Annotated in this window: 24 protein-coding genes and 3 pseudogenes; 14 read left to right on the top strand and 13 right to left on the bottom strand. The window is 34.4% G+C overall.

Features of this window, described 5'->3' with window-relative positions:
* Positions 1-138: 138 nt before the first annotated feature.
* The 3 genes from fumC to ACHRV3_RS20865 form a co-directional block, all read right to left on the bottom strand.
* The gene (fumC, locus tag ACHRV3_RS20875) at positions 139-1,524 is read right to left on the bottom strand and encodes a class II fumarate hydratase (protein WP_395436000.1); all 1,386 of its coding nucleotides are present in this window, start codon (positions 1,522-1,524) and stop codon (positions 139-141) included.
* Positions 1,525-2,577: 1,053 nt separating this feature from the next.
* On the bottom strand, positions 2,578-5,043 hold the full coding sequence (locus ACHRV3_RS20870) for a TonB-dependent receptor domain-containing protein (protein ID WP_395435999.1): 2,466 nt from the start codon (positions 5,041-5,043) through the stop codon (positions 2,578-2,580).
* 95 nt (positions 5,044-5,138) lie between these two features.
* The gene (locus tag ACHRV3_RS20865) at positions 5,139-5,483 is read right to left on the bottom strand and encodes an arsenate reductase family protein (protein ID WP_395435998.1); all 345 of its coding nucleotides are present in this window, start codon (positions 5,481-5,483) and stop codon (positions 5,139-5,141) included.
* A 116-nt stretch (positions 5,484-5,599) separates the two neighbouring features.
* Here ACHRV3_RS20865 and ACHRV3_RS20860 point away from each other — a divergent pair, with 116 nt between their 5' ends.
* Both ACHRV3_RS20860 and ACHRV3_RS20855 read left to right on the top strand, forming a co-directional pair.
* On the top strand, positions 5,600-6,526 hold the full coding sequence (locus tag ACHRV3_RS20860; RefSeq protein WP_395435997.1) for a lysostaphin resistance A-like protein: 927 nt from the start codon (positions 5,600-5,602) through the stop codon (positions 6,524-6,526).
* A gap of 15 nt (positions 6,527-6,541) precedes the next feature.
* Complete coding sequence (locus ACHRV3_RS20855; RefSeq protein ID WP_395427830.1) at positions 6,542-7,582, top strand: AMP-binding protein; 1,041 nt, start codon at positions 6,542-6,544, stop codon at positions 7,580-7,582.
* A 191-nt stretch (positions 7,583-7,773) separates the two neighbouring features.
* On the opposite strand, the gene ACHRV3_RS20850 is transcribed toward ACHRV3_RS20855, so the two are convergent.
* From ACHRV3_RS20850 to ACHRV3_RS20840, 3 genes are all read right to left on the bottom strand, one after another.
* Positions 7,774-8,997, bottom strand: coding sequence for an RsmB/NOP family class I SAM-dependent RNA methyltransferase (locus ACHRV3_RS20850; protein ID WP_047773732.1), 1,224 nt, complete (start codon positions 8,995-8,997; stop codon positions 7,774-7,776).
* Between the two features lie 148 nt (positions 8,998-9,145).
* Positions 9,146-11,110, bottom strand: a complete 1,965-nt coding sequence (locus ACHRV3_RS20845; RefSeq protein ID WP_047773731.1) for a KUP/HAK/KT family potassium transporter — start codon at positions 11,108-11,110, stop codon at positions 9,146-9,148.
* A gap of 135 nt (positions 11,111-11,245) precedes the next feature.
* The gene (locus tag ACHRV3_RS20840; RefSeq protein ID WP_395435996.1) at positions 11,246-12,559 is read right to left on the bottom strand and encodes a hypothetical protein; all 1,314 of its coding nucleotides are present in this window, start codon (positions 12,557-12,559) and stop codon (positions 11,246-11,248) included.
* 119 nt (positions 12,560-12,678) lie between these two features.
* On the opposite strand from ACHRV3_RS20840, the gene ACHRV3_RS20835 reads away from it, so the two are divergent.
* Positions 12,679-13,740, top strand: coding sequence for a WD40/YVTN/BNR-like repeat-containing protein (locus ACHRV3_RS20835; protein WP_395435995.1), 1,062 nt, complete (start codon positions 12,679-12,681; stop codon positions 13,738-13,740).
* Between the two features lie 72 nt (positions 13,741-13,812).
* Here the strand turns inward: ACHRV3_RS20835 and ACHRV3_RS20830 are convergent, their stop codons facing one another.
* The 4 genes from ACHRV3_RS20830 to ACHRV3_RS20815 all read right to left on the bottom strand — a co-directional run bounded on the left by ACHRV3_RS20830 (position 13,813) and on the right by ACHRV3_RS20815 (position 16,475).
* Positions 13,813-14,271 carry a hypothetical protein gene (locus ACHRV3_RS20830; RefSeq protein WP_047773726.1) on the bottom strand — a complete coding sequence of 153 codons (459 nt, stop codon included), beginning with the start codon at positions 14,269-14,271 and terminating at the stop codon, positions 13,813-13,815.
* 18 nt (positions 14,272-14,289) lie between these two features.
* Positions 14,290-14,703, bottom strand: coding sequence for a hypothetical protein (locus tag ACHRV3_RS20825; RefSeq protein ID WP_047773724.1), 414 nt, complete (start codon positions 14,701-14,703; stop codon positions 14,290-14,292).
* A gap of 33 nt (positions 14,704-14,736) precedes the next feature.
* Positions 14,737-15,279 carry an RNA polymerase sigma factor gene (locus tag ACHRV3_RS20820; protein ID WP_395435994.1) on the bottom strand — a complete coding sequence of 181 codons (543 nt, stop codon included), beginning with the start codon at positions 15,277-15,279 and terminating at the stop codon, positions 14,737-14,739.
* A gap of 65 nt (positions 15,280-15,344) precedes the next feature.
* Positions 15,345-16,475, bottom strand: a complete 1,131-nt coding sequence (locus tag ACHRV3_RS20815; RefSeq protein WP_395435993.1) for a transcriptional regulator — start codon at positions 16,473-16,475, stop codon at positions 15,345-15,347.
* A gap of 460 nt (positions 16,476-16,935) precedes the next feature.
* Here ACHRV3_RS20815 and ACHRV3_RS20810 point away from each other — a divergent pair, with 460 nt between their 5' ends.
* Positions 16,936-17,316 (top strand): nucleoside triphosphate pyrophosphohydrolase family protein, encoded by a 381-nt coding sequence (locus ACHRV3_RS20810; protein ID WP_047773717.1) that lies wholly within the window; start codon positions 16,936-16,938, stop codon positions 17,314-17,316.
* Between the two features lie 78 nt (positions 17,317-17,394).
* On the opposite strand, the gene ACHRV3_RS20805 is transcribed toward ACHRV3_RS20810, so the two are convergent.
* Positions 17,395-18,465, bottom strand: coding sequence for a branched-chain amino acid aminotransferase (locus ACHRV3_RS20805; RefSeq protein WP_047773795.1), 1,071 nt, complete (start codon positions 18,463-18,465; stop codon positions 17,395-17,397).
* 307 nt (positions 18,466-18,772) lie between these two features.
* Between ACHRV3_RS20805 and mnmD the strand changes: the two genes are divergently transcribed.
* Positions 18,773-19,438 (top strand): tRNA (5-methylaminomethyl-2-thiouridine)(34)-methyltransferase MnmD, encoded by a 666-nt coding sequence (mnmD, locus tag ACHRV3_RS20800; RefSeq protein ID WP_395435992.1) that lies wholly within the window; start codon positions 18,773-18,775, stop codon positions 19,436-19,438.
* A gap of 166 nt (positions 19,439-19,604) precedes the next feature.
* Entirely contained in the window at positions 19,605-19,802 is a 198-nt protein-coding gene (locus ACHRV3_RS20795) for a hypothetical protein (RefSeq protein WP_017496117.1), read from the top strand.
* Positions 19,803-19,837: 35 nt separating this feature from the next.
* On the opposite strand, the gene ACHRV3_RS20790 is transcribed toward ACHRV3_RS20795, so the two are convergent.
* Positions 19,838-20,779, bottom strand: coding sequence for a LysR substrate-binding domain-containing protein (locus ACHRV3_RS20790; RefSeq protein ID WP_047773714.1), 942 nt, complete (start codon positions 20,777-20,779; stop codon positions 19,838-19,840).
* A 107-nt stretch (positions 20,780-20,886) separates the two neighbouring features.
* Between ACHRV3_RS20790 and ACHRV3_RS20785 the strand changes: the two genes are divergently transcribed.
* The 4 genes from ACHRV3_RS20785 (at position 20,887) to can (ending at position 24,279) form a co-directional block, all read left to right on the top strand.
* On the top strand, positions 20,887-21,366 hold the full coding sequence (locus ACHRV3_RS20785; protein WP_047773712.1) for a Dps family protein: 480 nt from the start codon (positions 20,887-20,889) through the stop codon (positions 21,364-21,366).
* Positions 21,367-21,498: 132 nt separating this feature from the next.
* Positions 21,499-21,783, top strand: a complete 285-nt coding sequence (locus tag ACHRV3_RS20780) for a hypothetical protein (RefSeq protein ID WP_047773710.1) — start codon at positions 21,499-21,501, stop codon at positions 21,781-21,783.
* An 80-nt stretch (positions 21,784-21,863) separates the two neighbouring features.
* Complete coding sequence (locus tag ACHRV3_RS20775; protein ID WP_047773708.1) at positions 21,864-23,519, top strand: SulP family inorganic anion transporter; 1,656 nt, start codon at positions 21,864-21,866, stop codon at positions 23,517-23,519.
* A 121-nt stretch (positions 23,520-23,640) separates the two neighbouring features.
* The gene (can, locus tag ACHRV3_RS20770; protein WP_047773706.1) at positions 23,641-24,279 is read left to right on the top strand and encodes a carbonate dehydratase; all 639 of its coding nucleotides are present in this window, start codon (positions 23,641-23,643) and stop codon (positions 24,277-24,279) included.
* A gap of 32 nt (positions 24,280-24,311) precedes the next feature.
* On the opposite strand, the pseudogene ACHRV3_RS20765 reads toward can, so the two are convergent.
* A pseudogene (locus tag ACHRV3_RS20765) lies at positions 24,312-24,521 on the bottom strand (LETM1 domain-containing protein); the annotation flags it as partial.
* 366 nt (positions 24,522-24,887) lie between these two features.
* On the opposite strand from ACHRV3_RS20765, the gene ACHRV3_RS20760 reads away from it, so the two are divergent.
* From ACHRV3_RS20760 to ACHRV3_RS20745, 4 genes and pseudogenes are all read left to right on the top strand, one after another.
* Complete coding sequence (locus tag ACHRV3_RS20760; RefSeq protein ID WP_395435991.1) at positions 24,888-25,130, top strand: hypothetical protein; 243 nt, start codon at positions 24,888-24,890, stop codon at positions 25,128-25,130.
* A 7-nt stretch (positions 25,131-25,137) separates the two neighbouring features.
* Positions 25,138-25,608, top strand: coding sequence for a hypothetical protein (locus ACHRV3_RS20755; protein WP_395435990.1), 471 nt, complete (start codon positions 25,138-25,140; stop codon positions 25,606-25,608).
* A 134-nt stretch (positions 25,609-25,742) separates the two neighbouring features.
* Positions 25,743-26,419 (top strand): annotated as a pseudogene (locus ACHRV3_RS20750) (IS1 family transposase).
* An 89-nt stretch (positions 26,420-26,508) separates the two neighbouring features.
* Positions 26,509-26,700 (top strand): annotated as a pseudogene (locus ACHRV3_RS20745) (RHS repeat-associated core domain-containing protein); the annotation flags it as partial.
* Positions 26,701-26,757 lie beyond the last annotated feature (57 nt).

Here is a 26,757-nt window from a genome sequence, read left to right as displayed (position 1 = left end):
CCTGAAACCTGAAACCTGAAACCTGAAACCTGAAACCTGAAACCTGAAACCTGAAACCTGAAACCTGAAACCTGAAACCTGAAACCTGAAACCTGAAACCTGAAACCTGAAACCTGAAACCTGAAACAAGCCTATAGTTTATACCATTTCCTCAGGCTTAACCCAGGAGTCAAAATCTTCTGGAGTTACATAACCTAAACGAACAGCTTCGTCTTTAAGAGTTGTTCCGTTTTTGTGTGCGGTCTGAGCAATTTCGGCGGCTTTGTAATATCCGATTTTAGTATTTAGAGCGGTAACCAACATCAAGGAGTTGTCAACCAGTTCTTTGATACGTTTGTGATTCGGTTCGATTCCCTGTGCGCAATGTTCATCAAAAGAAATACAAGCGTCACCTAATAAATGAGCAGATTGAAGGAAGTTCGCGGCCATAACTGGTTTGAAAACATTCAATTCGTAATGTCCTTGCATCCCACCAACGGCAATTGCCATATCATTTCCTATAACTTGTGCACAAACCATCGTCAAGGCTTCACATTGCGTAGGATTTACTTTCCCCGGCATAATAGAAGATCCCGGTTCGTTTTCAGGGATGTGAATTTCTCCAATTCCTGAACGAGGTCCTGAAGCTAACATTCTGATATCATTCGCAATTTTATTTAAAGAAACAGCCAGTTGTTTTAGCGCTCCGTGCGTTTCAACAATAGCATCATGCGCAGCCAAAGCTTCAAATTTGTTCTCAGCAGTTATAAAAGGGTGATTGGTGAATTCTGCAATGTAGGCAGCCACTTTTACATCGTATCCTTTTGGAGTGTTAAGACCTGTTCCTACTGCAGTTCCGCCCAAAGCAATTTCAGCTAAGTGTGCTAAGGTATTTTTTAAAGCTTTCAATCCGAATGTTAACTGAGCAGCGTAACCGGAAATTTCCTGTCCTAAAGTAAGCGGAGTAGCATCCATAAGGTGAGTACGACCAATTTTTACGACATCTTTATATGCTACAGCTTTTGCGTGTAGTGTATCTCTTAATTTTTCAACACCGGGAATTGTAGTTTCTACAATCATTTTATAAGCTGCAATATGCATTCCGGTAGGAAAAGTATCGTTTGATGATTGCGATTTATTAACATCATCATTGGCTTTTATGAATTGCTCGCCTTCTCCAATTTCAAAACCTTTAAGCACCTGAGCACGGTTGGCGATTACTTCGTTTACGTTCATGTTACTTTGTGTACCGGAACCTGTTTGCCAGATTACTAACGGAAACTGATCGTCCAATTTACCGGCCAAGATTTCGTCACAAACTGCTGCGATGGCATCTCTTTTTTCTATTGGTAAAACACCTAAATCATGATTGGCATAAGCCGCAGCTTTTTTCAAGTAAGCAAAACCTTCTATAATTTCTTTTGGCATAGAGGCCGATGGTCCGATTTTGAAATTATTTCTTGAACGTTCTGTTTGAGCACCCCAATATTTATCGGCTGGGACTTGAACTTCCCCCATGGTGTCTTTTTCTATTCTGTATTTCATTTGCTTGATGTAAAAAATTATTTATTGTAATATCAGTATTTGTAAAATGCCATTTGTAAACTGTAGTCTGAGACTGAGACTGAGACCGAGACTAAAAACCACCCCGTACTCCCGCGTCTGTAAACTTAAAAAAAAATCCTTATTTAAAATGATTTTAAATACACTAATTATTCTTATTTTATAAAAAATGATTTGGTTTTTATTGGCAACGAAAAATATTAGAGTTACATTTGTGCCTACATTCAAAAATTCCGGAAAACATGTTTGAATTTTCACAGTACTTAGGCTTTTTACTTTTCTTAACCATACTAACTATAGGGTTTTGGTTGATGTTTTTCTTAGTTGGATTCGTATCTTATTGGGTTACGGGTGCTAGCTGGGAGATGTTCAAAGAAATGAGAGCAAAAAAGAAAGAAGAACAATCAGTTAATTAATTGATTTCATAAAAAAAGGACCCGTTTTTACGAGTCCTTTTTTTTTTTTTTTTTAAGTCAAAAAGTTAAGGACTTCAAAAAGGATCAAGACATATTGTTGTGGAGGAACAAATATCTTGTAGTTCTGTAATTTCGAATCAAGTTCAAAAGTTGTGGAATAATTTTTAGATTTCTTTTGCTAGCAGTAGCAGATCTTATACTTTTTCGCCACAGCTTTTTAAGTACCTAATTTTCCAACTTCTTGCTTTGAATCTCGCAAAGACGCCAAGCCGCTAAGTTTTTCTCGTATTTTTAAGCTCTAATTTTCTGTTTTCTACTTTCTCGCTTTGGATTTCTAAAAATGTTATAGAGTCTCAAAGTTTTTCTTCTGTTTTTTCATTAATACTTTGCGATTTTGCGACTCTGCGAGATTTTTACTTCCCCATAACTTTCGGACTTGATCCTTCAAAAAGAGGTAAAATTCTTTTCAATAGCCTCCAGCTTTAGCTGGAGATATAGAAAAGAGTAGAGGAAAGGCTTTAGCCGAATCTTAATAGCCTCGTAGTTGTTCAATTTTTAAATAAAAAAGGGACTGTCTTTTTATGTAGACAGCCCCTTTTTTTATATAATTTGATAGTCATTATCCCGGAAAATCTCCGCCATCACCGCCTCCTTCATTTTTAGGAGCGCCATTCTTTTCTCTGTCGTTTTTTGGTTTGTTAAAACGGTAGGTAAACGATAAGTTAAACTGACGTTTACGCCATTGCATTTCACTATAAGATGTTTGACTTTCTAATGTTTTGTCATTTTGAAGATAAGTGTAAGACCTCATGATGCGTGAATTGAAAATATCACTAATGTTGAATGCAATTGTAGCTTTGTCTTTTAACACATCTTTGCTAAAAGCGGTATTCATACCAAATTGCCCCAGATTTTTACCTTGTGCCGTTTTTTGTTCACCATTGTACATAGCAGTCAGTTGCCAGTCTATTTTGTACGGTAAAGTTAATTTAGAGTTGATTCTTGCAAACCAGGAATTGGCTTGATTGTCAAGATTTTGGGTAATAAGAACTCCTTGGCTGTCTGTGTATGAGTTTTCTCCGGTTGTTTTTACGTTGTAAAAATTGAAGTTACTGTTTAGTCTCCATTTTTTGAAAGGAGTGTAATTAAGGGTGAATTCAAAACCAAATTTTTGCTCGTTTCCTAAATTGATTGGTGTATTCACAATTACCGGTATTCCGTTTACTTGGTCGCCATTTGGCGCTTTTACGAAGCTGAATACGTCTTTTGTATTTTCGAAATAGGCTGAGGTGTTAAAAGTTAATTTCTCCCAACGTTTAATGTAGCCAATATCATATTTGTCTGTTAAGGAAGGATCCAGATCCGGATTTCCTTTGAAAATATTAATGTTGCTGGAATAATTTACGGCAGGGTTCATAAAACGTCCTCTTGGTCTTGAAACACGTTTGCTGTAACTTGCTGTGAAGTTACTCTGATCTGAAATTTCGTAACTGATAAAAGCACTTGGAAACAAATTATTGTACTTTTTGGTATTAAACTCTTTAGTGTCTAAAAGATTAACCTGAATATTGGTGTCTTCCCAACGCAAGCCAAACAAGTAAGAAAGTTTATTGATTTTAAGTCCATATTGCGTGTAAAACGCATTTATGTTTTCTTTGTATTCTAAAGTATTTGATAATTTAGGATCAATAATTCCTGCCGGATCTAAAACAAAATACTCATTGTTTAAATCGCCGAAACTTCCTTTGTATCCCGCTTCAAACTGACTTCCTTTGCTAATTGGTAAAACATAGTCTGCCTGTAAAAGCACTTGCTTTTGTACCTGATCGTTTAGTGTGCTGTTGTAATTTTGCGAGCCCGTAATTAAACTGTTATTATCGTCTCTGTTTCTTGAAATAGAAGCATCAACAGTAAGTTTATGACCTTTGTCGTTAAAGTTTTTGATTAAGTTTGACGTATATTCAAAGTTTTCACTTTCAGTATCACCATTATTCAATCGGTATGTGGAACCTGTAAATACGTGGTTAGCATCAAAATTATCGAAACCGATTAAATCGCGGTCTTCTCCCGTGTTTTTTTGATAATTGATGGCATTCGTCCAAAATGTATTCGGAGCAACAGTCCATTCGACACCCGCTCTTCCGTTAAAACCGTCTCTTGTTCTTCTAGTGTCACGATTTTCATCTAAAAATTCTTTGGTAGAACCGTCTGCTTTGAAATACTCTGTATTTGTTAGTCCACCACCTTCATTTGTTCTGTGATTGTAACCGGCCGTTGTAAAGTAATTAAATTTCTCGGTTTTATAATTTAGATTGGCGCTTAATCCGTACGTTTCAGGAATTCCGGTCGAAGCAATAAAAGTTCCGTTAAAACCTTGATTTTTACCTTTTTTAAGAATAATATTAATCAAGCCTGATCCTCCTTCGGCATCGTAACGCGCGGATGGATTGGTAATAACTTCAACTTTATCAATAGCATCTGCCGGAAGTTGGCGTAAAGCTTCAGCAACGTTAATAGCGTTTGATGGTCTTCCGTCAATTAAAATTCGGATATTGTCACTGCCTCTTAAGCTTACATTTCCTTCGGTGTCAACGGAAACAGACGGTACGTTATCCAGTACATCACTTACCGTTCCGCCTTTTACCATCATATCTTGTCCGACATTATATACTTTTTTGTCCAGTTTTATTTCTACTGTTGACTTTTCTGCACGAACCACAACCTCACTTAATTGCGCTGCATCTTCAGATAAATTAACGGCACCTAAATTAGTGTCGTCTTGAATACTTTTTTGCTTGATTTCTGTTGGTTTAAACGAAATAAACTCAATTTTTATATCGTAAGTACCCGGTGCAACTGCTACTTCGAATTCTCCTTTAGGATTGGTAATTCCTCCGGCAATAACTTTGGTGTCATTAGGAAGCATTATAGAAATAGTAGCATACTCAAGAGCTTGTTTGCTAACTTTTTCGAAAACTTTCCCGGTAACTTTTACTTTGTTTTTACCGCTGGGTGGTTGTTGTGCATAGTTGTAAAAACTTGTAAATAGGAATACAAGTACTACAGCAAATCTGATTTGTTTCATTGTTATGTTTGGTTACTTTTTTTCATTAGACACCAAATGTAGCTTTTGGTTTAAAGAGACAAATCACAATAAAATGTTAATGCCGTTTTTTATAATCAATCTAAGAAAGAAGCAACCAGATCTAAGTCTCTCCCGATAATAGCTTTTCCGTCTTTTATAACGATTGGACGTTCGATCAGAATTGGATTATCGACCATTGCCTGAATAATTTCATCATCGCTCAGCGTTTTTTCTTTATAATTTTCAATCCACACTTTTTCTTTGATTCTTACTAATTGAATGGGTTGCAGACTTAGTTTTTGAAGTAATGCTTTTAAATCTTCAAAAGAAGGCGTTTCGGTCAGGTAGGGAATGATTTTGTAATCCTCGTTAGATTGATCTAAAAAGGCAAGGCAGTTTCTTGATTTTCCACAACGTGGATTGTGATAGATTTCGATCATTTTAGTATTTTTAATTTGTTATGAGATTGTTAAAGTAAAAAATTCGGTATTTTAGCAACACCAAAAATAAGATTTACTTATTAAACTGAATTCTCATTTTTAAACTTTATCCTAATATGTTTTTAGAACAAGGAATTAAACCCGAAAATCAATTTTGGAAATACCTTCTGGGGTCGGTTTTTATTATCGGAGCGTCGTTTATTGGTCAGATTCCTTTTTCGATTGCTGTACTTTATAAAAGCTTTAGTTCTAATGCGGTCTTTCCAACAGATAATGCTTCTGTTATGAGAATGTTTGAGCCAAATACGACTTTGTTTTTGGTAATGATCTCTTTTGCTTTTGCATTTGCGGGGATTTATTTTGTGGTGAAATATTTACATCATCAGACCATTTTATCGATCACAACATCGCGGAAAAAAATTGACTGGAAGCGGGTTTCGTTTTCGTTTATTTTGTGGTCTCTTTTTTCTATTCTGAGTTTCGCAGCGGTTTACTTTGGATCTCCTGAAAAATTTGTGTGGAATTTTAATTTAATTCCTTTTTTGATTTTGGTGGTATTAGGCGCTGTATTAATTCCAATACAAACCAGTACAGAAGAATACGTTTTTAGAGGTTATTTAATGCAGGGGTTTGCTAATTTGGCCAGAAACAGATGGTTTCCGTTATTGATGACGTCGGTGATTTTTGGTTCGATGCATGTTTTTAATCCCGAAGTAGAAAAAATGGGGTATATAATTATGGTTTATTATATCGGTACAGGCTTATTTCTGGGTATTCTAGCCCTTATGGATGAAGGAATTGAATTGTCTCTAGGCTTTCATGCTGCTAACAATCTGATAGGCGCTTTATTGGTCACTTCGGATTGGTCTGTTTTTCAGACACATTCTATTTTTAAAGACATGTCTGAGCCTTCAGCAGGCTTCGATGTTATCTTACCGGTTGTTGTGGTGTATCCGGTTTTACTCTTTATTTTTGCCAAAAAATATGGATGGAACAACTGGAAAGAAAAATTAACAGGCAAAATTGATACTGCAAATCATTAAATTAAAACGATCACGATGGAATTAACACATAAAAAAGTTCATAATTACTTTAGACTTAATGGGTATCACCTAAACGGAAAAGACTTGAGTCGAATTGGCTATAGTTATATCAAAGAAGGGGATGTTTACGAACAGGCGATAGGAGAGTTTTTATTGGATTGGTTCGATGATAAAGACTACATTGAAACGAAGACTTCGGGCACAACTGGTCTTCCAAAATTATTGCGTTTAGAAAAGCGGGCTATGATTCAATCAGCTTTAGCAACGGGAGATTTTTTTGATTTAAATCCCGGAGATAAAGCATTGCTTTGTCTGCCGGTTCAGTTTATAGCCGGTAAAATGATGTTGGTTCGCAGTTTTATTTTAGGTTTGAATCTCGATGTAGTATCGCCAAGTGTGGCACCATTAGGGCTAAGGAAGGAGCGATATGATTTTGTGGCAATGGTTCCTTTGCAAGTTCAAAATTCAATAGAGGAACTAAAGAATGTGAAAAAGTTAATTATTGGCGGCGCAAAAATTGATACTGTTTTAGAAGAAAAATTATTGCCTTTAAAGACCGAAATATACGAAACGTACGGTATGACCGAGACCATAACGCATATTGCTGCTAAAAGGGTAGGAGAAGCTGCTTTTTCGATTTTGCCGAATGTAAAAATAGCAAAAGACGATCGTGATTGTTTGGTGATTTCTGTGCCTGCTGTTTCTGATCAGCCAATTGTTACAAATGATTTGGTTGAGCTGGTAAACGAAAATCAGTTTGTGTTTCTAGGACGAATTGATAATGTGATTAACAGTGGGGGAGTGAAACTTATTCCGGAACAGATAGAAACCAAACTAACCGGAAAAATAGCGAATCGCTTTTTTGTAACGAGCTTGCCTGATTCTGTTTTAGGAGAAAAGCTAATCTTGGTCATTGAAGGCGAAAAACAAGAATTTGCGACTGACTTTTTTGATGTTTTAGGCAAGTTTGAAAAGCCAAAAGAAATTGTTTTCGTCCCAAAATTCAAAGAAAACGAAAACGGAAAATTATTACGCAAAAAAAGTTTACAAAACTAAGTTTTGAAAATTCCAATAAAAAAATCCCAAATTCCAATTTACAGGTTGGAATTTGGGATTTTTTTATTGGAATTTAATCTTTAGTTTGGAGTTTGAATTTAATTTTTCGCAATCCCAAATTTCAATAAAAAAATAAAAAATTTCAAATCCCAACACAACAGTATTGGAATTTGGAATTTTTTTATTGGAATTTACCCCAAAGTTTCTTTTCGCTCTAACAGAGCCATATAGAATCCGTCAAAACCAGATTCTGAAGCTAATATTTTACGATCTTTTATGAAGGTAAATTGTTTTCCGATTTCGGTTTTAAGGAAACGTTCTACTTGTTCTTGATTTTCTGATGGTAAAACAGAACAAGTTGCGTAAACTAATTTTCCGCCCGGTTTTACAATTTTAGAATAACTCTCTAAAACTTCTGCCTGAACTTTACGAATGTTATCGATAAATTCCGGCTGTAATTTCCATTTTGCATCAGGATTTCTTTTTAGAACTCCTAAGCCACTACAAGGTGCATCGATCAACACACGATCCGCTTTTTCGTGTAATTTCTTGATTACTTTTGTAGTGTCGATAATACGATATTCGATATTAAAAGCACCATTTCTTTTGGCTCTTAATTTTAATTGTTTCAATTTGCTTTCATACAAATCCATTGCAATCAATTGTCCTTTGTTTTCCATTAAAGAAGCGATATGCAATGTTTTTCCACCGGCACCGGCACAAGTATCTACAACTCGCATTCCTGGTTTTACATCAAGGAAACCGGCAACCAATTGTGAGTTGGCATCCTGAACTTCAAAAAGTCCTTGTTTAAAAGCATCTGTCAAAAACACATTGGCTCTTTCTTTTAGAACTAAAGCTTCAGGTTGATCTTTCAAATATTCTGTTTCAATATTCAAATCCATCAAGGTGTTTCTCAGATTTTCTTTTGTTCCTTTAAGTGTATTGGTTCTTAAAATAACTTTAGCAGGTTGGTTTTGTGCAGCAATTTCTGTTGCCCAAACTTTTTCGCCTAGCTCTTTAACTCCCAATTCATCCATCCAGTCCGGAATAGATTCTTTTAAAGCTCTGATTTTTGAAAGTTCGTCAAAACGACCTTTTATTTTTCTTTCAGGAGTTCCTTCTAATTGTCTCCAATCCGGAATCGGGTATCCTCTTAAAACAGCCCAAACGGCAAACATTCTCCATAGATTGTCTCTGTCGAAAGGTTCTTTAACTTCGGCAATTTCAGCGTATAATCGTTTCCAACGAACTATTTCGTATATGGTTTCAGCAACAAATTTCCTGTCAGAACTTCCCCAACGTTTGTCTTTTTTTAAGGCTCTTGCTACCACTTTGTCTGCGTATTCTCCTTCATTGAAGATAGCATTCAAAGAATCAATGGTAGTATAAACTAAATTTCTGTGTAATCTCATTTTAATTATTTGAGTTGCAAAGGTACTATTAATTGATTGAAAGTTAAATTTTTAATTTTGATTGTTATTTTGACTTTCATTAAAAAGAAAAAAAAACACTCTAATAAAGTATAAAAGAGTGTTTTTCTGTATTTATTTTAGAATACCTTTATTTTGTAATTCGGGTTAATCCAATGTTTTCAGGAGCATGAAGCACCATTGGGAATTTCTCTATTTTTACAGAACTACTGTCCAGACCAAAAGCTCTTTCTTCAGATAAACTTAGTTTTTTGATGAAGAAATAAGAGTTCATGATAATATTTTCGTGCCATCTTAAATCATTATCGTTAGAAAGGAACTTCTCAGATAATACAAATTTAAAGTCTCCGATAATATTGTTTTTGTTCAATGACTCATAACGGCTGGTAATATCAACTTCGCCTCTTTTTACCATGTCTCTGATTACTTCACGGAACATTAAATTGATTTTCGTAGGCTCTCTAAAACCTAAATTAAAATCGATTCTGTAGATATCATCTTTGGCGATTTCGGTCACTTTGTACTGTGTTTTATATGGCTCAGTCAAAATGTTAACGTGTACAAACCAATAGATGTCGGCTCTTTTTGGACGTTTTTGCAAGATCGAATACATTACCTTTTGCTCGAGTTCGTCTACACGATTGGCATTGGTCATATAAACTAAATGCGTGGCATATTTTGGGATTGTTAAGTCCTCACTTAACTCCATTAATACTTTTTTGTAATCGTCAATTTTGACAATTTTAGTATAGTTTTTATTAATTTTCTTAGCCAGATACCAGATAGTCATTACCGAAATTAAAACGGCAGCAATGATTAAAGTTACGTAACCACCTTCTGCAAATTTGGTCACATTGGCAATCAAAAAGCTAAATTCAATTAACAAATAAATTGTAATTAGCGGCACCATGAAAAATAATTTAATACGTTTCATGATGAGGTAATAATTTAATAAGATCGTGGTCATGATCATACATAATACGATGGCAAGACCGTAGGCATGCTCCATATTACTTGATTTTTCGAAGTGTAGTACAATACCAACACAACCAAAAAACAACAACCAGTTAATAGAAGGAATATACAATTGACCTTTTACTTCGGTCGGATATTTGATTTTTACTTTTGGCCAGAAATTCAAACGCATGGCTTCGTTGATCAAAGTAAACGATCCACTGATTAAAGCTTGTGACGCAATTACCGCAGCTAAAGTTGCGATAACGATTCCTACCGGTTGAAACCAATCCGGCATGATTAGGTAAAACGGATTTCCATTTTCTCCTCCTAAAGCTTGCAAGGTTTGACCTTCGTGGTGAATTAAATACGCTGCCTGACCAAAATAGTTTAATACTAAAGTCATCTTAACAAAAATCCAGCTGATTCTGATGTTTTTTCTACCACAGTGACCCATGTCTGAGTACAAAGCTTCTGCTCCTGTTGTACATAGAAATACCAATCCAAGTACAAAGAATCCTTCCGGATGTATCTGTAATAAATGGTAAGCATAATAAGGGTTAATTGCTTTTATAACTTCAGGATGACTGGCAATTTGAATCGTTCCCAGCGTTCCTAACATAGCAAACCAAATCAACATCATCGGTGCAAAGAATTTACCGACTAGTTTGGTTCCAAATTGTTGAATGGTAAACAGGATAAACAAAATTCCGATAACAATTGGAATGGTGTTGATCTCCGGATAATAGGTTTTAATTCCCTCTACAGCGGATGAAACGGAGATGGGTGGTGTGATAATACCATCGGCCAATAAGGCACTACCTCCTATAATTGCCGGTACTATGAGCCATTGTATTTTTGTTTTTTTGACTAAGGCATATAAAGCAAAAATACCACCTTCACCATGATTATCGGCACTTAAAGTGATAAGGACATACTTTATCGTGGTTTGTAGCGTTAATGTCCAGAAGACACAAGAAATACCGCCTAGAACGATGTCTGCATTAATGGTGTGGTCACCAAGGATGGCTTTCATTACATACAATGGAGAAGTACCAATATCTCCGTAAATAATTCCTAATGTGATTAGTAGACCCCCAATAGACAACTTACTGTGTAAGTTTTTATGCGATGCGTTCATGTATATTTTTATAAAAGACGGTTGCAAATTTACTGTTTTAAAATATATTAGCGTCAATTATAATGGATAAAGATAAAAAAAAGCACAATCGTAAAATTGTGCTTTGATTTTTATTGGTGATGAAAAAGGGGAAAATTATATTCTTCTTCCTTCGCCTCTTGAGCTCGATCCGCTTTCTCTTTGTGGCTGACTTCCTCTTGATTCCTGATTTGCTCTTGGAGATTCAGATCGTTGTGGAGCCTGTGCTCTTGAACTGTTTCCTCTGCTTTCTGAACCACCACTGTTGTTCGAGTAACTTCTTGGACTTTCAGTTCGCTGTGCCGGAGCAGTTCGGTTTGAATTTGCTCTGTTTTCGGAATAAGTTCTCGAATTATTTTCGTTTGAACTTCTGTCAACTTGAGCTCGCGGCGTATTTTCTGTTCTTACCGGATTCGTCACGGTTGCTGAATTGGTTCTGTCGTAAGTGCCACGATTCGAGTTATAATTTCTATCTGTACTGGTTCTATCTGTGGCAGTTCTATTTGTATTAGTTCTGTCGCTATAAGTTCTGTCTGTACTGGTTCTATTTGTGTTAGACCTGTCTGTATAGGTTCTGTTGGTATTAGAACTTCTATTTTCGGTATAGTTTCTGTCTGAACCGGTGCCTCTGCCTGTGTTGGATCTGTTAGAGTCGTAACTATTTTGATTTCTGTTATAGTCTCTGCTGGCAACACGTCTTTGATCTAGTTCATATCTGTTGTTAACGTTCGAATGTCTTTGAGAAAAACTGTAATTCGGATGTCTGGTTTCGTAACCGTAAGAACGTCTTGTTTCGTATAATGCCGTTGCTCTGTAACTTCTTCTTTGGTTTACATAGTTGTAACGGTTGTTTACGTTGATATAAATGTTGACATTGTTTCTGTATCTGTAAATCGGGAAAGGTCTCCACGCTGAATAGTAGGTTGGATAATAATTCCAATACCAGGTTGAACAATACGGTCTGTAATTCGTAACCCAAAAAGAGGTGTAGATTACCGGAGTCACATTGTAAACCGGTTCATAAATATAATTGGCTCCATATAAATACGAGTTCCCTACAATCTGAACCACAACTTTACTGGAGTTGTTTCGCTCTACGTCAATTGTTGCAATATCCTGATAAACATCACGGTCAAGTACAGCCTGAATAATTACAACGTGAGTTCTGCCTTCTACAGATTCGATAACACGTAAATAATCAACCTGATCATCATCGTTTAAGTCAAGATTCGAAATCTGATATTTTGGATCGTTTAAGCGTCTTTCAAAATCCTGAAGATTTGCCGATTCTCCAAATATGGAAGCAACAGCTCTAAGATCTAAATTATCGCTTATATCTGAGTTTTTTGCATAAACAGTAGTTTGATTTTGTGCCTGAATGCTACTAAAACCTAATGTTAGTAATGCTATAAAAAGTAATTTGGTTTTCATGACAAATCATATTAAGATTAATATTTGGAGGTATCCAATTACTGTGCCAGAAAAAAAAACAAAAGCTATTTTATATGTTATAAATAATTGTATTTTAGCAAGAAAAATAAATAATCGATATGAAAAAAGGGATCCTGTTTTTTAGTGCTTTTGTCTTGCTTGTGTCTTTTAAAACGTTGAATGACAACGATGAAGAAGTCGTGAATAGTGGTTTTACCTCAGTGCAAATAGAAACTTTAGTTCAGGATAAAATTAGTATTCGTGCCATTTCAATTGATAAAAACAAGGTGTGGTATGGAGCAGATAATTCCCGTTTTGGTTATTTTGATTTAGATAAAAAAGAAAAATTTGAAGATCGTATTTATCGGGATACTTTAAAGTTAGAGTTTCGAAGTATTGCTCAGACTTCAAAAAATGTTTTTTTATTAAGTGTCGCTAATCCGGCATTGTTGTATCAGGTTTCTAAAAAAACACTTAAGGTCAAATTAGTGTATAAAGAGATTAACGCGAAAGTGTTTTACGACAGCATGCAGTTCTGGAATGATAAAGAAGGAATTGCTATTGGTGACCCTATAGAAGATACTTTTTCGATTATTGTTACCCGTGACGGAGGCGAAACCTGGACCAAAATCCTTTCGGATAAATTACCAACAAATGCCAAGGGAGAAGCCGCTTTTGCAGCCAGTAATTCTAATATCGTAATTAAAGGAAATGATACATGGTTGGTGTCCGGAGGTAAAAAAGCGCGTGTTTTTCATTCATCGGATAAAGGAAGAACCTGGAAAGTTGTGGATACCCCAATTGTTCAGGGAAAAACAATGACGGGTATTTTTACTGCCGATTTTTATGATTCTAAACATGGATTTGTTGCTGGGGGTGATTACGAACTTCCGGAGCAGAAAACGGATAATAAGGCCTTTACAAAAGACGGAGGGAAAACCTGGGAATTAACGGGACAGGATCAGGGATTTGGATATGCTTCATGTGTGCAATACGTGCCGGGAAGTAATGCTAAAGAATTGGTTTGTGTAGGAGCTTCGGGAATTCAGTACTCTCAGGACGGTGGGGCAAACTGGAAAGAATTGTCCAATGATACTAAACTCTTTACGATTCGTTTTATTAATAAAAACACAGCAATCGCGGCTGGTTATAATAAAATGGTCCGAATTCATTTTCTATAAAATAATAAGAACCCTAAATAATAAAGTAAGTATTATTATATAGGGTTCCTATCGCTGTTGTTTCTTGTGGGATTAGTTTTTTCCTGCTTTATCTCGATATTGTTTTAATAACTTTCGATTAAAATCATCTTCTGATTTTTTAAGCTTTAATATTTTTTTTGCCGAAAGAATCTTTTTAAGATTTGCGGAATACTTTTCGCGTAAAAGATATAATTCCTTATCGGTGCTTTCTATTTGAGAAAGTAGTGCAGCAGCTTCTTTTTCTGAAAGTGAATTGATGTTATCATCATCTAATTTACGTAGATACATTTTCATTTTATCATGACGTAATTCAAATTGTTTGTCGTCATAAGCATTATAAACAGGCCAGAATTTTTCTGCTTCTGTTGAAGTAAGTTCAAGTTCAGTAGTCAAAAATGAAACTTTGTAAGCCTTGATTTTTTCTCGTTTTTCGTCTGATTTATCGCTTTGTGCATAAAATGAAAAACTAACGAAAAATAGAAGTATTGGAAGTATATTTTTGATTTTCATATTTTTGAGTTTTTTGTTTTATTCTGAAATTAAATTTTCAATATTAGGATTGGTAGCCAGGACATCTTCAAGAGTTTCGTCTTCGAGAGCAACATTTTTGTTCAGAGATTCGATATCTTTTGTGTCAAGCTGATTGATTAAATCGTATTGGTTCAGATTAGACTGATAGGCCAAATAGGTTTCTAAGGTTTTTTCATCCAGTTCTTTTGATGTGTTTTTGTAATTGTTTACGATCGGAATCATAAGTGCAAAAACAACAACCGCAGCTGCGAGTAGGGTGAGTACTTTTTTACGTTTATAGAACGGAATGACTTTTACTTCAGGCTCATTAATTTGCTGTAAAACTTTTGCCGAAAAATCATTAAAATAGTTTTCCGGAGTTTTAAATCCTGTTGTTATTTTCGGTTCGTTTTCTAGTTTAAATGCTTTCATAATGTCTGTAAGATAGGTTTTGTCACAAAAGGTTTAATTTGTTGTGACAAATAATTCAATTTTTTTTACCGCATGATGGTAAGATGCTTTTAGGGCGCCTACTGAAGTGCCCAGAATTTCTGCAATTTCTTCGTACTTCAATTCTTCAAAATATTTCATTTTAAATACCAATTGCTGTTTTTCAGGTAACGTTACGATCGCTTTCTGAAGTTTTATCTGAATATCATCTCCGTCATAATAAACGTCGGCTTTTAAATTGTCGATTGTTTTATTTTGAAGAGCCTCAGAGGTTATACCGTTCAGTTTTGCTTTTTGATTCAGGAAAGTCAAAGCTTCATTGGTTGCAATGCGATACATCCACGAAAAAAGTTTGCTTTCTCCTTTAAAGTTTTTTAGATATTGAAAAACTTTAACAAAAGTATTTTGTAGCACATCATCGGTATCATCATGATTCAAAACAATATTTCGAATATGAGAATACAAGGGTTTCTGATAATCAGACACGAGTTTTTGAAACGCTGTATTTTGCGTTTTAGGATTTAATAATTGTGCTATAAATTCCTTCTCGTCTGTCAAGCTTTTGGTTTATATCTTGTTAGAATGAATTTAAAAGAAAAGGTTTAATCTGCCTCTGTTATTTTTTAGAATTCTGATTGTTCTTCTTCTGTAGATGTTGCCGGTGTTGCCGGTTTTTGTGGTTCTGTAGTTGCTTCAGTCCTTGGTCTGTAAACAGGAGTTGCAACAGGAACAACTTTAGGTTTTGTTGGGAAATAAATCTCCGTCATTAGTTTTGACGGGCTTTTTACATCTAGTTTATTAATCGTCAGGATTTCAAGATGTGACCAGCTTAATTCGGGAACGATTTTCTCGTTGTTTATAAAAGTTTTTGTTTTGGCAATTGCTTCGCTGGTGTGTGAGTAGTCTCCTGTAAGAGTTGTTTTTACAGCTTCAAAACCATTAAGTTTTCCCGATAGTATGTCACTGCCGGCGCTAATAGAAATGTCTCTGTTTATAGGTAAACAAATCGATATTTTGGCTAAACCGGTTGCTGTATCGTAAGTATGGTAAATGACAAAAGGTTTTCCGTTAGTAAGTAAACCGTTTGTTTTGCTGAATTGTATAAGCTTTGGAATTACAACACGGGCATTTTTATTTACTTTTTGAATTTCGCTTGTAAAAGTTTGTTTGATGTAGGAAGTCTCTGTTTTTTTAACAACACCATTGACTTTAATGGTATACGTTTTTGTTTCGTAATCTAAGTTTTTGTCAATATTTACAAGGCTTTTTTCGTACATAGTTCCAATCACATTATCAGAACCACCATTTATAGAGGTGTAAATTTTAAATAGGAAACTCATTGTTCCTTTTGCTTTCCAGGTCACTTTTGTTTTACCCGCCAATGTATCTTTGAATGTCCAATTTACATCAGCTTGCGTTCCGTCAAAGTTCATTTTTTGTTGAATGCTTTCTCCTTCTTTTGTTTTCAGGGTAATTGCATTTCCTTTTCCTTCGTTACCTTCCCATGAAAAAGTGGCTCCGTTACCAATTGTTTTACTTGGAAAAGACATTCGCATCGTTGGATCTTCAACCGCCCATGATTCAAAATCTTCAAAATTTCTAAAATCATTTATGTAATTATAAACGGTATTTCGTGGTGAATTGATGACTTTGCTTCGTTCTATAGTAAAATCTCCTTTTTGAGTAGCTACAAAAACACTAAGGGCAACTAGGCTTAGTAACGCTAAAAGAAATAGATATTTTAAAATCTTCATTGGGTAGGTTATTTGGTGTCGTAAAGTTATAAATTTTCTGCTATTGCGTGGAATAGTACAGGAATTAAAACGATACTTTCGGATTATACTTCATTCAAAAAAAATAAAATGAACTCTTTTTTGAAAATGCTAAATGGAAATCTAACAGTAATTTATTTTTGATTTTTAAATATAAGAAAAAAATCGATACTTATCTTTTAAAAAAGAATTTGATCACAAATAGAATAACAATAAAAAGCAGGAAGGTGAGCAATACTTTGTAGTTTCCTTTGTAGAAAATTTTGTGTAATGCCAAATCTTTTCGATAAGCAAAAATCATTACGATTACGAATGCAATAAAAAAACAGACTGCGAATATTAATTGTCCTTGACTAAACATAGTTGAAATTATTTTTGGCAAATTTAGATAATTGTACACGAATAGTTACTAATTTGGTAGTTCATTTAATTAAATAAAATCATGAAGAAGCAAATAGATGCAGTTAAGGAATTTCATACTGCTTTTAAAATCGGACACAGTGAAACGCCAATTGCAGATTTGGGAGGAAACAAAAAACACCTTCGTTATAATTTGATGAAAGAAGAAAACGAAGAATATCTGGAAGCAGTTGAAAATAATGATCTCGTAGAAATTGCCGATGCGCTTGGAGATATGATGTACATTTTATGCGGAACGATTATCGAACATGGACTGCAAGATAAAATTGAAGCTGTTTTTGACGAAATCCAACGCAGTAATATGAGTAAATTAGGAGAAGACGGTCAGCCTATTTATCGCGAAGACGGAAAAGTAATGAAGGGGCCTAATTATTTCAAACCGGATTTTTCGAAACTTTTATAAAAAAAATAAAAATTTTTAAAAAAATAAACCCGACAGGTTTTTGAAACCTGTCGGGTTTAAAACTAAAAATATTTTTATTTATTGAACTTTAACAGTCCAGCCAAAAGTATCTTCAGAAAGTTTGTTTTGAAGACTTGTTAGTTTTTCTTTTAAAATAGAAGCATACGAATTTTCAACTGGAGTCATTTCGTAGTAAGTATCCTGATAAGAGAATCCTTTGATTACGCTAATAACGGCAGCTGTACCGGCTCCGAAAATTTCTTTTAGAGATCCATTTTTAGCCGCTTCTACCAATTCAGAAACGATAACCGGGCGAACGTCTACATTAAGACCTTCTTTTTCTGCCATAGCAATTAAACTTTTTCGGGTAATACCATCCAAAATTCTTTCGCTGGTTGGAGCAGTCAATAAAGTATCGTTTATTCTAAAGAACACGTTCATTGTTCCGGCTTCTTCCAATTTAGTATGTGTGGCATCATCTGTCCAGATTACTTGTTGGAAACCGTCTTTGTTAGCCAGATTAGTTGGGTAGAACTGAGCAGCATAATTTCCGGCCGCTTTTGCAGCACCGATTCCACCATTTGCAGCTCTACTGTAGTGTTCCGCGATAATTACTTTTACTTCACCTGAATAATATGATTTTGCAGGAGATAATAAAATCATGAATTTATATTCGTCAGATGGATTTGCAATAACACCTGCTCCGGTTGCAATCATAAAAGGACGGATGTACATACTGCTTCCGTTTCCTTTTTGAATCCATTCCTGATCTAATTTTAATAGTTCATTTAAACCATCCATAAAAACAGCTTCAGGAACTTCCGGCATTGCCATACGTACTGCAGAATTGTTAAAACGTTTGAAGTTTTCATCAGGTCTGAACAACCAAATATCATTATTGTCATCTTTGTAAGCTTTCATGCCTTCAAAAATAGCCTGACCATAGTGGAAGACTTTTGAAGAAGGGTCCATCAGAATAGGAGCATACGGCTTAATGACAGGATTTTGCCACTGACCGTCTTTAAAATCACATTCAAATAAATGGTCTGTAAAAACAGCACCAAAGCTTAGGTTTTCAAAATCAACTCCGCTTATTTTCGATGAAGTAGCTTTTCTGATTTCAATTTTGCTTGTTTGAGTTGTACTCATAATAATGTAAAGTTTTTTATGTAATTGCATCACTATAGAATGAACTACGGTAATGTTTTGGTATAAATAGATTTTATTAAATGCAAAATTAAGGAAAAATATATAATTTGCTTAGTATAACTGCATTAATTGCCGCGTTTAACTGAGATTTATCTATCTTTTAATAAACTGAAATAATTGGCATAGTTTTGTAAAGAATTTATGAAAAAACTCTCATTTTTTATGACTTTACGCAGTTGTTTTGACTAAATTTGACTCCGAAAATCGCTTGAAAATCAGCGATATTGTATGATAAACGGTTTAAAAGGTGAAAAGAGAAATAATTAAAACGCTAGATGGCTCAACCACAATTCATTTGCAGGAATGGGATGAATGTTATCACTCGAAGCATGGTGCAATTCAGGAAGCGAAACATGTGTTTATAAAAAACGGACTTTCCTTGTTTGAAGATAAAGCGGTCAGTATTCTTGAAATTGGTTTTGGTACAGGATTGAATGCCTTTATTACCTTTTTGGAATCGGCCCAAAAGCAACAGAAAATAAACTATGTTGGAGTAGAAGCTTACCCGGTTGAAGCAAAAGAAGTTTTAGAAATGAATTATGTTTCCGAATTGGAAGCAGATCAGTATGTTACCGTTTTTGAAAAAATGCATGAATGCGAATGGAATGCAGAAGTTGAAATCAGCGCTGATTTTACGTTAACCAAAAGGAAACAATTTTTTGATGAAATAAACGATTTTGAAATTTTTGATTTGATTTACTTTGATGCCTTCGGATATCGGGTGCAACCGGAGCTTTGGAGTACCGAAATTTTTCAGAAAATGTACAATAGTTTAAAGCCAAATGGCGTTTTAGTAACATACGCCGCTCGCGGAGTTGTTAAAAGAAGTATGATTTCTGTTGGATTTACGGTGGAGAAGTTAGCGGGGCCACCGGGAAAAAGAGAAATGTTCAGGGCTTTTAAAAAGGTTTAAATGAGTTGTTTAGAATGATTCTATATTGATTTATATGTAATAAGAAAACGTATTAGTTGATAAAGTTTTTAAAAAAATAAGTTAAAATATACCATTCGACCTGATATTTGTTTAAATTTGTTGCGAGTTTAAAAATAGAGATAACCCCCAAAAATCTTATTTTATTATGTCTAAAATGATGTTTGATTACACGAAATCAATACTTGAGAGAGTAAGTTTCGATCCGATACTTTTCTGTAAGGAATTAGAGAAAGCTATCAAAACACTGTTACCGTACGAAATGGAACAATTACAAGAATGGTTATTAAATTTCATTATTGAGAAACCAGAATTAAAACAAAGTCTACTACTAATTAAAGTATAAAAGAAAAGGAGCCAATTGGCTCCTTTTTTATGCGCTTATTTTTTTTGTAGCGGACTGATGATTTGAACATTCTGAAAAACAATTGCTCCTTTTACAACTCCGGCGATTGTAGATCTGAGGGCGTCAATGATTTGCATTTTTAATTCGCTTTTCGGGTAAATTAAACTTACCTCACGAGCTGGTTTTGGTTCCTTAAAGTTACGAAGTTTCAGTTTATCGGAATCTTTTAAGTCTAAGGTGTGCAAGTACGGAAGTAACGTTGTACCAAGGCCTTCGTCTGCCAATTTTATCAGGGTTTCAAAACTTCCACTTTGAATCTGAAAATTGGTCTGATCGATGTCAGATCCATTTTTGCATAAATTCAAAATTCCGTCTCTAAAGCAATGCCCGTCTTGTAAAAGTAAAATTTCATTTAGATTTAAGTCGGCTACCTCAATTTCGGTTTTTTCAAAGCTGGCGTGATGTTCCGGTATGTACGCTACGAAGGGTTCGAAATACAAAACGATTTCTTTAATTTTTTCATCCTCAAGTGGTGTCGCGGCAATCGCAGCATCCAGATGACCATTCTTTAGTTTTAGAATAATTTCATCTGTGTTTAGCTCTTCAATAAGAAGTTTTACTTTTGGGTATTTTTTGATGAAATTGTTTAAAAACATGGGCAACAGCGTTGGCATAATGGTTGGAATGATCCCTAAACGAAATTCACCGCCAATAAAACCCTTTTGTTGTTCTACAATATCCTTTATTCTGTCGGCTTCATTTACAATATTCTTGGCCTGATTTACAATTTTATGACCAATATCGGTAAGTTGGATTGGTTTTTTACTTCTGTCGAAAATTAAAATGTTAAGTTCTTCTTCGATTTTTTGAATCTGCATACTTAATGTAGGCTGCGTTACAAAACACTTCTCGGCAGCAAGAGTGAAATTTTTATGCTCGGCAACAGCTAACACATATTGTAATTGAGTGATCGTCATTTTGATAGTATTTTTTGATACAAAAATAATAAAATATAATTTTTATTGATATAAAATTTAAAGAACTTACAATAAATTTGTAGTAAATTAGTGTAAAAATAAGGATTATGAAAACAAATATTTTAGGATTACCTGTAAAAGAGTCGGAATTATTAGTAAAAGAATTAAATGTGTTGTTAGCCAATTTCCAGGTATATTATCAAAATTTACGCGGGATTCATTGGAATATTCGTGGGAAACGTTTTTTTGATTTGCATGTGAAGTTTGAAGAATTGTATACAGATGCTCAATTAAAAATAGATATGATTGCAGAAAGAGTTTTGACAATTGGAGGAACTCCTTTACATACTTTTGAAGATTATATCAAAAACAACAAATTAACAGTTGGAAAAAACATCTCGAATGATGAAAAGGCAGTTCATTTGATTGTACATTCGTTATCAGATTTATTAAAAATTGAAAGAGAAATCCTTAGTCAGTCTGGTGAAATCAATGACGAAGGGACCAATTCTATGATGAGTGATTTCATTGCAGAGCAAGAAAAAACAATCTGGATGATGAATGCCTGGTTGGAAGAATCATTATAAATAGTTAATTATAAATGGATTAAAATCAGAATGACGGATTGCTGTCATTCTGATTTTTTAATAATGTTAAATTTCTATAAAATTTTTGCCTTCTCGCTTTGATTTTATTCGTTTAACGCTATTTTTGCCACAATGAAATTAATCGCTCGCATATTACTATTTCTATTTATTGCTTTTTTGGCAACACCAACAATTGTTTGTGTGCTAAAGAAAGGTAGTGATACGTGCGTAACTTTCAGTTGCTCTGAAGAAGAGCAATCACACAAAGAACTTAAAGCAGCTGTTTACGCGGCTATATTTCAGCATGAATTGGTTATGCCGGTTTTTAATGAATCAAAAAATATAGTATCCGGTAATATTGTCGAATTAGATAATATTTCTCCGAGTATATTTGCTCCACCACCCAACTTGGCATAATACTTCCGATTATTTTAAACGAACTGTATTTATAGATAAATGCAGTTGCTCTTTAATGTATCAATTCTTAGTATTGTATTATGACAAAAAAAATCAATCTTTTTGCCAATCTTAAATCTGATTTTGCGTCAGGTTTAGTGGTCTTTTTAGTGGCTCTTCCATTGTGTTTAGGTATCGCAATGGCATCTGGAGCTCCTTTGTTTTCCGGAATTATCTCGGGTGTTATTGGTGGTATCGTGGTTGGTTATTTAAGCCAATCTCATATTAGTGTTTCGGGGCCGGCAGCTGGTTTAACAGCTATTATTTTAACTGCTATTACCGATTTTGGCGCTTTCGATGTGTTTTTATTGTCTGTTTTTATTGCCGGATTAATTCAATTGGCATTAGGATTTTTAAAAGCCGGAAGTATTTCAAATTATTTTCCAACAAATGTTATCGAAGGAATGTTAGCCGGTATCGGAATCATTATCATCTTAAAACAAGTGCCACACGCTTTTGGTTACGATGCTGATTTTGAAGGAGATCAGGCCTTTATTCAAAACGACGGGAGCAATACCTTCTCGTTTTTATTCGATATATTAAATCATATTCAGTTAGGAGCGGTAGTGGTTTCTTTGGTTTCTTTGGTGATCTTAATTTCATGGGATAAGATTTCGTTTTTAAAGAATCTTAAATTGATTCCGGGGGCACTTGTTGCTGTTGTTGCCGGAGTTGTCTTAAACGAAATTTTTGTTTCTTCAGGAAGTTCATTAGCCATTACAAAAGAGCACTTGGTTTCTTTACCGGTTCCAAAGTCTTTTGATGAATTCAAATCTATTTTAATTTTGCCAAACTTTGCTGCGGTATCGAATCCTCAGGTTTGGGTTGTGGCGTTAACAATTGCTATTGTAGCGTCTATTGAAACATTGTTATGTATTGAAGCCGCTGACCGTATGGATGTTCAGAAGCGTTATACTAATACCAATGTAGAGCTTAGAGCACAAGGAATTGGTAATATATTAAGTTCACTTTTAGGTGGTTTGCCAATGACATCAGTTGTGGTGAGATCTTCTGCAAATAATAACGCAGGAGCAAAATCTAAAATGTCAGCCATCATTCATGGTGTGCTTTTGTTACTTAGTGTTTTGTCTATTCCAACAATTTTAAATAAAATTCCATTAGCGACTTTAGCAACCGTTTTGATTTTGGTTGGATATAAATTAGCGAAACCGGCAACATTTAAACATTTCTGGGAAAAAGGTAAATACCAGTTTGTTCCTTTTATTGCGACATTAGTGTTTGTAGTAGCAACAGATTTACTTAAAGGAGTTGCTCTGGGAATTGTAATCAGTATTATTTTTGTATTGAGAGGAAATTTAAAAAGAGCTTACAGTTTCAAAAAAGAAGAATACGAAGACGGAGATGTTATTCATATTGATTTGGCTCAGGAAGTTTCCTTCCTAAATAAGGCAGCAATCAAATCGACATTGAATGAAATTCCTGAAAATTCTAAAGTAATTATTAATGCACACGATACAGAGTATATTGCACATGACGTTTTAGATTTAATTCGCGAATTTAAAGGGACACGTGCTGTTGATCAAAATATCAAAGTAAAACTTAAAGGCTTTAAAGAAGCTTACGAGTTGGAAAATTCACCGGATATCAATAATCACGTATCTATCGAACATTATTATGATGTTGCTAAGAGAACGATGGTGAAAAAAGAGGTTGCAAACGAAGATTCTAAAAAATAAAAATAAATTAATTGAGGTATTTCTGAAATGAAAGAAGTATCGAAATTAAGCTGCCGTCCGGTAAAATTATTTTTGATACCTTTAATCAAGTTAGAAATACTAACTAAAAACGAAACAAAAAATGAAAGATTTTTATAAGCAAATATTAGAAAACAATAAAGAGTGGGTTGAGAAATCATTAGCATTAGATCCTAATTTTTTTGCAGATTTAGCCAAAGGACAAACTCCGCCATTATTATGGATCGGATGTTCTGATAGCCGTGTTCCTGCTAATGAAATTATCGGTGCTAAACCTGGAGAAGTTTTTGTACACAGAAACATTGCCAATATGGTCGTTCACTCTGATATGAATATGTTGAGCGTTCTGGATTATGCAGTAAACGTATTAAAAGTGAAACACGTTATTGTTTGCGGACATTACGGTTGTGGTGGTGTAAAAGCGGCTATGGGGAATCAATCCGTTGGAATTATCGACAACTGGATTCGTCATATTAAAGACGAATACCGTTTACATGACAAATATTTAAATTCGATTGTAGATGAAACAGAGCGTTTTAATGCTTTTGTAGAAATCAATGCCAAAGAGCAGGTTTACAACTTAGCTAAAACGTCAATCGTGCAAGGAGCCTGGAAAAATGGTCAGGATCTAACACTTCACGGTTGGGTTTACGGTCTAAATTCCGGTTTCGTAACAGATTTGAATGTAAATATTAGTTCGAATGAAGAATTAGATGATGTTTATCAGTTAAACAATCTTTAAGAAATAGAAAATCGCCCTCTGAGGCGATTTTTTTATTCATTCTCGTCTAAATTCTCATTAAAAGCCGAAGGCAACAAAGTTGGAATAAATTTGATTAAAATCGGTAATAACAAACTTCCTCCCGGAAGTTAAAAGATAGTTAAGGACGGAATCGTTTTACAAATATCCAGCAGTTGTTTTTTTACCTTTTTCTTTTCTTTGGCATCCAGATCTCTTGTTGTAGAATACCCCGCGAGCGCAATGTCATTAAGTTAAGGGATTTTCGTTTTATTTTCACGCAGATTCTGCGGATTTTGCAGATTTTTTTTCGCTACATTTCGACTAAAATCTGCAGAATCTGCGTGAGTGTTTTTTTTTTGCACTCTTCTCTTTTTTAAGCTGGTGCGAGAGGTGTCTCTTGACTTCGTACCCTTTCCCATGAGCGAAAAAAGTTGTAGCGGAATATAGCAGTGTGTGCGAAGTCGGGAGACTTCGCACAGCGATCGCAGTAATGGAAGAACACTTCGAAGAACTGGGGAGAAACGGCACCATCATCAAATGGTTATGTAAAAGTTACCGAAAGAGACTCAGCAGGAGATGTCTCTGGAGTTAAAGTAAAAGGTTTTGACATGACGATATACGAAAAAAATGTAACAGCAACTGTAGAACAAAATGCAACTAATATTATGAATGCTTACGGGAAGTCATTACCTAATGGAATTAATTTTTCTCAATTAATCGGCGTTACTTTTGGTCATGAGATTGCCCATGCAAGTCTGGCTGATATTATTCATAGAATTAATAATCCAAATAATGAAGAAGGTCCTGCTATTAAAGTTTCAAATAAAATGATTGACGAATTAAAAAAATAAAATTACTATGATGTTTTCACGTATTGCTTTGGGAATTATGTTAATTATGACACAACTATTAAATGCACAGATAGCTAATAAATATAATAATTGTGCTGAAAAATTTGCAAGGCAATATTTTTTTAAGATGGGCATTACAGATAGTATTCAATCACAAGAGATGCCATTACTTTTTACAGAAGTTTTAAGTGGTAAGGAAATCGAAACTGAACTTACAGGGGTTTTTATTGTATCAAATTTAAATGCTCACAGAAGAAAGTTAATTCTTTTAAAAAATGGAGAGCAATTAAAATTGTTGACTTTTAGCAATGTATATAATTCTTTGCATGAATTGATTTCATTTCTTAATGATATAAAAGCTAATGATAAAGATTTATTTAAATATATAGGTTTTATTCAAGAATATATTGAATCGTCTAAAGGAAAAATAAAAGTTCCAAATAAATTAGATGATAGCAATTGGATTAAATGTGGGTAATGTATCAGATGTGTTGGTGGTTAATAATTCCATCTAACATTTACAGATTATCAAGGATTTATAGTAATATCGCAGTAAGATTAAAACAACCTTCGGGTTGTTTTTTTAGTTTATAATGCCTTAAATCGAAAGAAATGACTTCAAACCCGACTTGGTGTTGCAGATGTGTTGGTGAAATTAAAAACATGATAAAATATGGGAAAACAAAGTCTGGTAATCAAAGATATGTTTGCAGACTTTGCAAGAAAACAAGAGTTGAAAGTTATAGTTATCAAGCATACAAACTTGATATTGATAAAAGTATCATTCAGTTCACAAAAGAAGGTTTAGGAATAAGAAGCACGGCAAGAATTCTGAAAATATCCACCACAACATTATTAAAAAGGATTATATCAATTGCCAGAAGTATTGCCAAGCCAATTATAAGCAAAGAGAAAACTTATGAAGTAGATGAACTGTGTACTTATATAAGACATAAGAAAAATTATATCTGGCTCGTTTATGCGCTCGAAAAGAATTCTAAAAATGTGGTGAGTTTTAATGTCGGGAAACGAACTAACAAAACTCTAAATCGTGTTTTGGAAACTCTGAAATTAGCAGAAGCAAAAAAGATATATACGGACAGACTTAAAAACTACAGGTATCTGATTGATGAGAAAATGCATTCTGTTAAACGTTTTGGAACAAATCATATTGAAGAAAGAATCTGACGCTCCGAACTCATCTGAAAAGACTCAACAGACGGACAATTTTCTTCAGTAAAAGTTTAGTGATTTTTACTGCTGTTTTGAAGATTTATTTTTGGATTTGAGTAATAAAACAGTAAGTTTATCCTTTTAATCATGTTCTTGAAATTTTATATTTAAAAGGTAAAAACTTATAAAAATAATCACAAACCCTTATAAGTATAAGTATAATGGAAAAGAACTCCAAGACGAGCTGGGGCTTAACATGTACGACTATGGAGCGAGAAATTATGACCCTGCACTTGGAAGATGGATGAATATTGACCCGCTTGCGGAGCAAAGCAGAAGATGGTCGCCATATAACTATGCAGTAAATAATCCAGTCTTTTTTGTTGACCCTGATGGAAATTCATTAGGACCTGGACCTGCATGGTTAAGGACAATTCAATTCGCATTAACACAT

The organism is Flavobacterium sp. FlaQc-49, from assembly GCF_044005985.1.
GTDB classification, from domain to species: domain Bacteria; phylum Bacteroidota; class Bacteroidia; order Flavobacteriales; family Flavobacteriaceae; genus Flavobacterium; species Flavobacterium cupriresistens.
The sequence above is the reverse complement of the archived record's forward strand: the minus strand, read 5'-3'. Positions and strand labels throughout refer to the sequence as shown.

Coding starts and splice junctions, on each gene's coding strand:
- ACHRV3_RS20810 (WP_047773717.1), top strand. CDS start 16,936: ATGAAGAAGCAAATAGATGCAGTTAAGGAATTTCATACTGCTTTTAAA.
- ACHRV3_RS20840 (WP_395435996.1), bottom strand. CDS start 12,559: ATGAAAACCAAATTACTTTTTATAGCATTACTAACATTAGGTTTTAGT.
- ACHRV3_RS20785 (WP_047773712.1), top strand. CDS start 20,887: ATGAAAACAAATATTTTAGGATTACCTGTAAAAGAGTCGGAATTATTA.
- ACHRV3_RS20850 (WP_047773732.1), bottom strand. CDS start 8,997: ATGAGATTACACAGAAATTTAGTTTATACTACCATTGATTCTTTGAAT.
- ACHRV3_RS20790 (WP_047773714.1), bottom strand. CDS start 20,779: ATGACGATCACTCAATTACAATATGTGTTAGCTGTTGCCGAGCATAAA.
- ACHRV3_RS20775 (WP_047773708.1), top strand. CDS start 21,864: ATGACAAAAAAAATCAATCTTTTTGCCAATCTTAAATCTGATTTTGCG.
- ACHRV3_RS20795 (WP_017496117.1), top strand. CDS start 19,605: ATGTCTAAAATGATGTTTGATTACACGAAATCAATACTTGAGAGAGTA.
- ACHRV3_RS20825 (WP_047773724.1), bottom strand. CDS start 14,703: ATGAAAGCATTTAAACTAGAAAACGAACCGAAAATAACAACAGGATTT.
- ACHRV3_RS20870 (WP_395435999.1), bottom strand. CDS start 5,043: ATGAAACAAATCAGATTTGCTGTAGTACTTGTATTCCTATTTACAAGT.
- ACHRV3_RS20830 (WP_047773726.1), bottom strand. CDS start 14,271: ATGAAAATCAAAAATATACTTCCAATACTTCTATTTTTCGTTAGTTTT.
- ACHRV3_RS20865 (WP_395435998.1), bottom strand. CDS start 5,483: ATGATCGAAATCTATCACAATCCACGTTGTGGAAAATCAAGAAACTGC.
- fumC (WP_395436000.1), bottom strand. CDS start 1,524: ATGAAATACAGAATAGAAAAAGACACCATGGGGGAAGTTCAAGTCCCA.
- ACHRV3_RS20835 (WP_395435995.1), top strand. CDS start 12,679: ATGAAAAAAGGGATCCTGTTTTTTAGTGCTTTTGTCTTGCTTGTGTCT.
- ACHRV3_RS20805 (WP_047773795.1), bottom strand. CDS start 18,465: ATGAGTACAACTCAAACAAGCAAAATTGAAATCAGAAAAGCTACTTCA.
- ACHRV3_RS20845 (WP_047773731.1), bottom strand. CDS start 11,110: ATGAACGCATCGCATAAAAACTTACACAGTAAGTTGTCTATTGGGGGT.
- ACHRV3_RS20760 (WP_395435991.1), top strand. CDS start 24,888: ATGACGATATACGAAAAAAATGTAACAGCAACTGTAGAACAAAATGCA.
- ACHRV3_RS20815 (WP_395435993.1), bottom strand. CDS start 16,475: ATGAAGATTTTAAAATATCTATTTCTTTTAGCGTTACTAAGCCTAGTT.
- ACHRV3_RS20860 (WP_395435997.1), top strand. CDS start 5,600: ATGTTTTTAGAACAAGGAATTAAACCCGAAAATCAATTTTGGAAATAC.
- can (WP_047773706.1), top strand. CDS start 23,641: ATGAAAGATTTTTATAAGCAAATATTAGAAAACAATAAAGAGTGGGTT.
- ACHRV3_RS20780 (WP_047773710.1), top strand. CDS start 21,499: ATGAAATTAATCGCTCGCATATTACTATTTCTATTTATTGCTTTTTTG.
- ACHRV3_RS20855 (WP_395427830.1), top strand. CDS start 6,542: ATGGAATTAACACATAAAAAAGTTCATAATTACTTTAGACTTAATGGG.
- ACHRV3_RS20755 (WP_395435990.1), top strand. CDS start 25,138: ATGATGTTTTCACGTATTGCTTTGGGAATTATGTTAATTATGACACAA.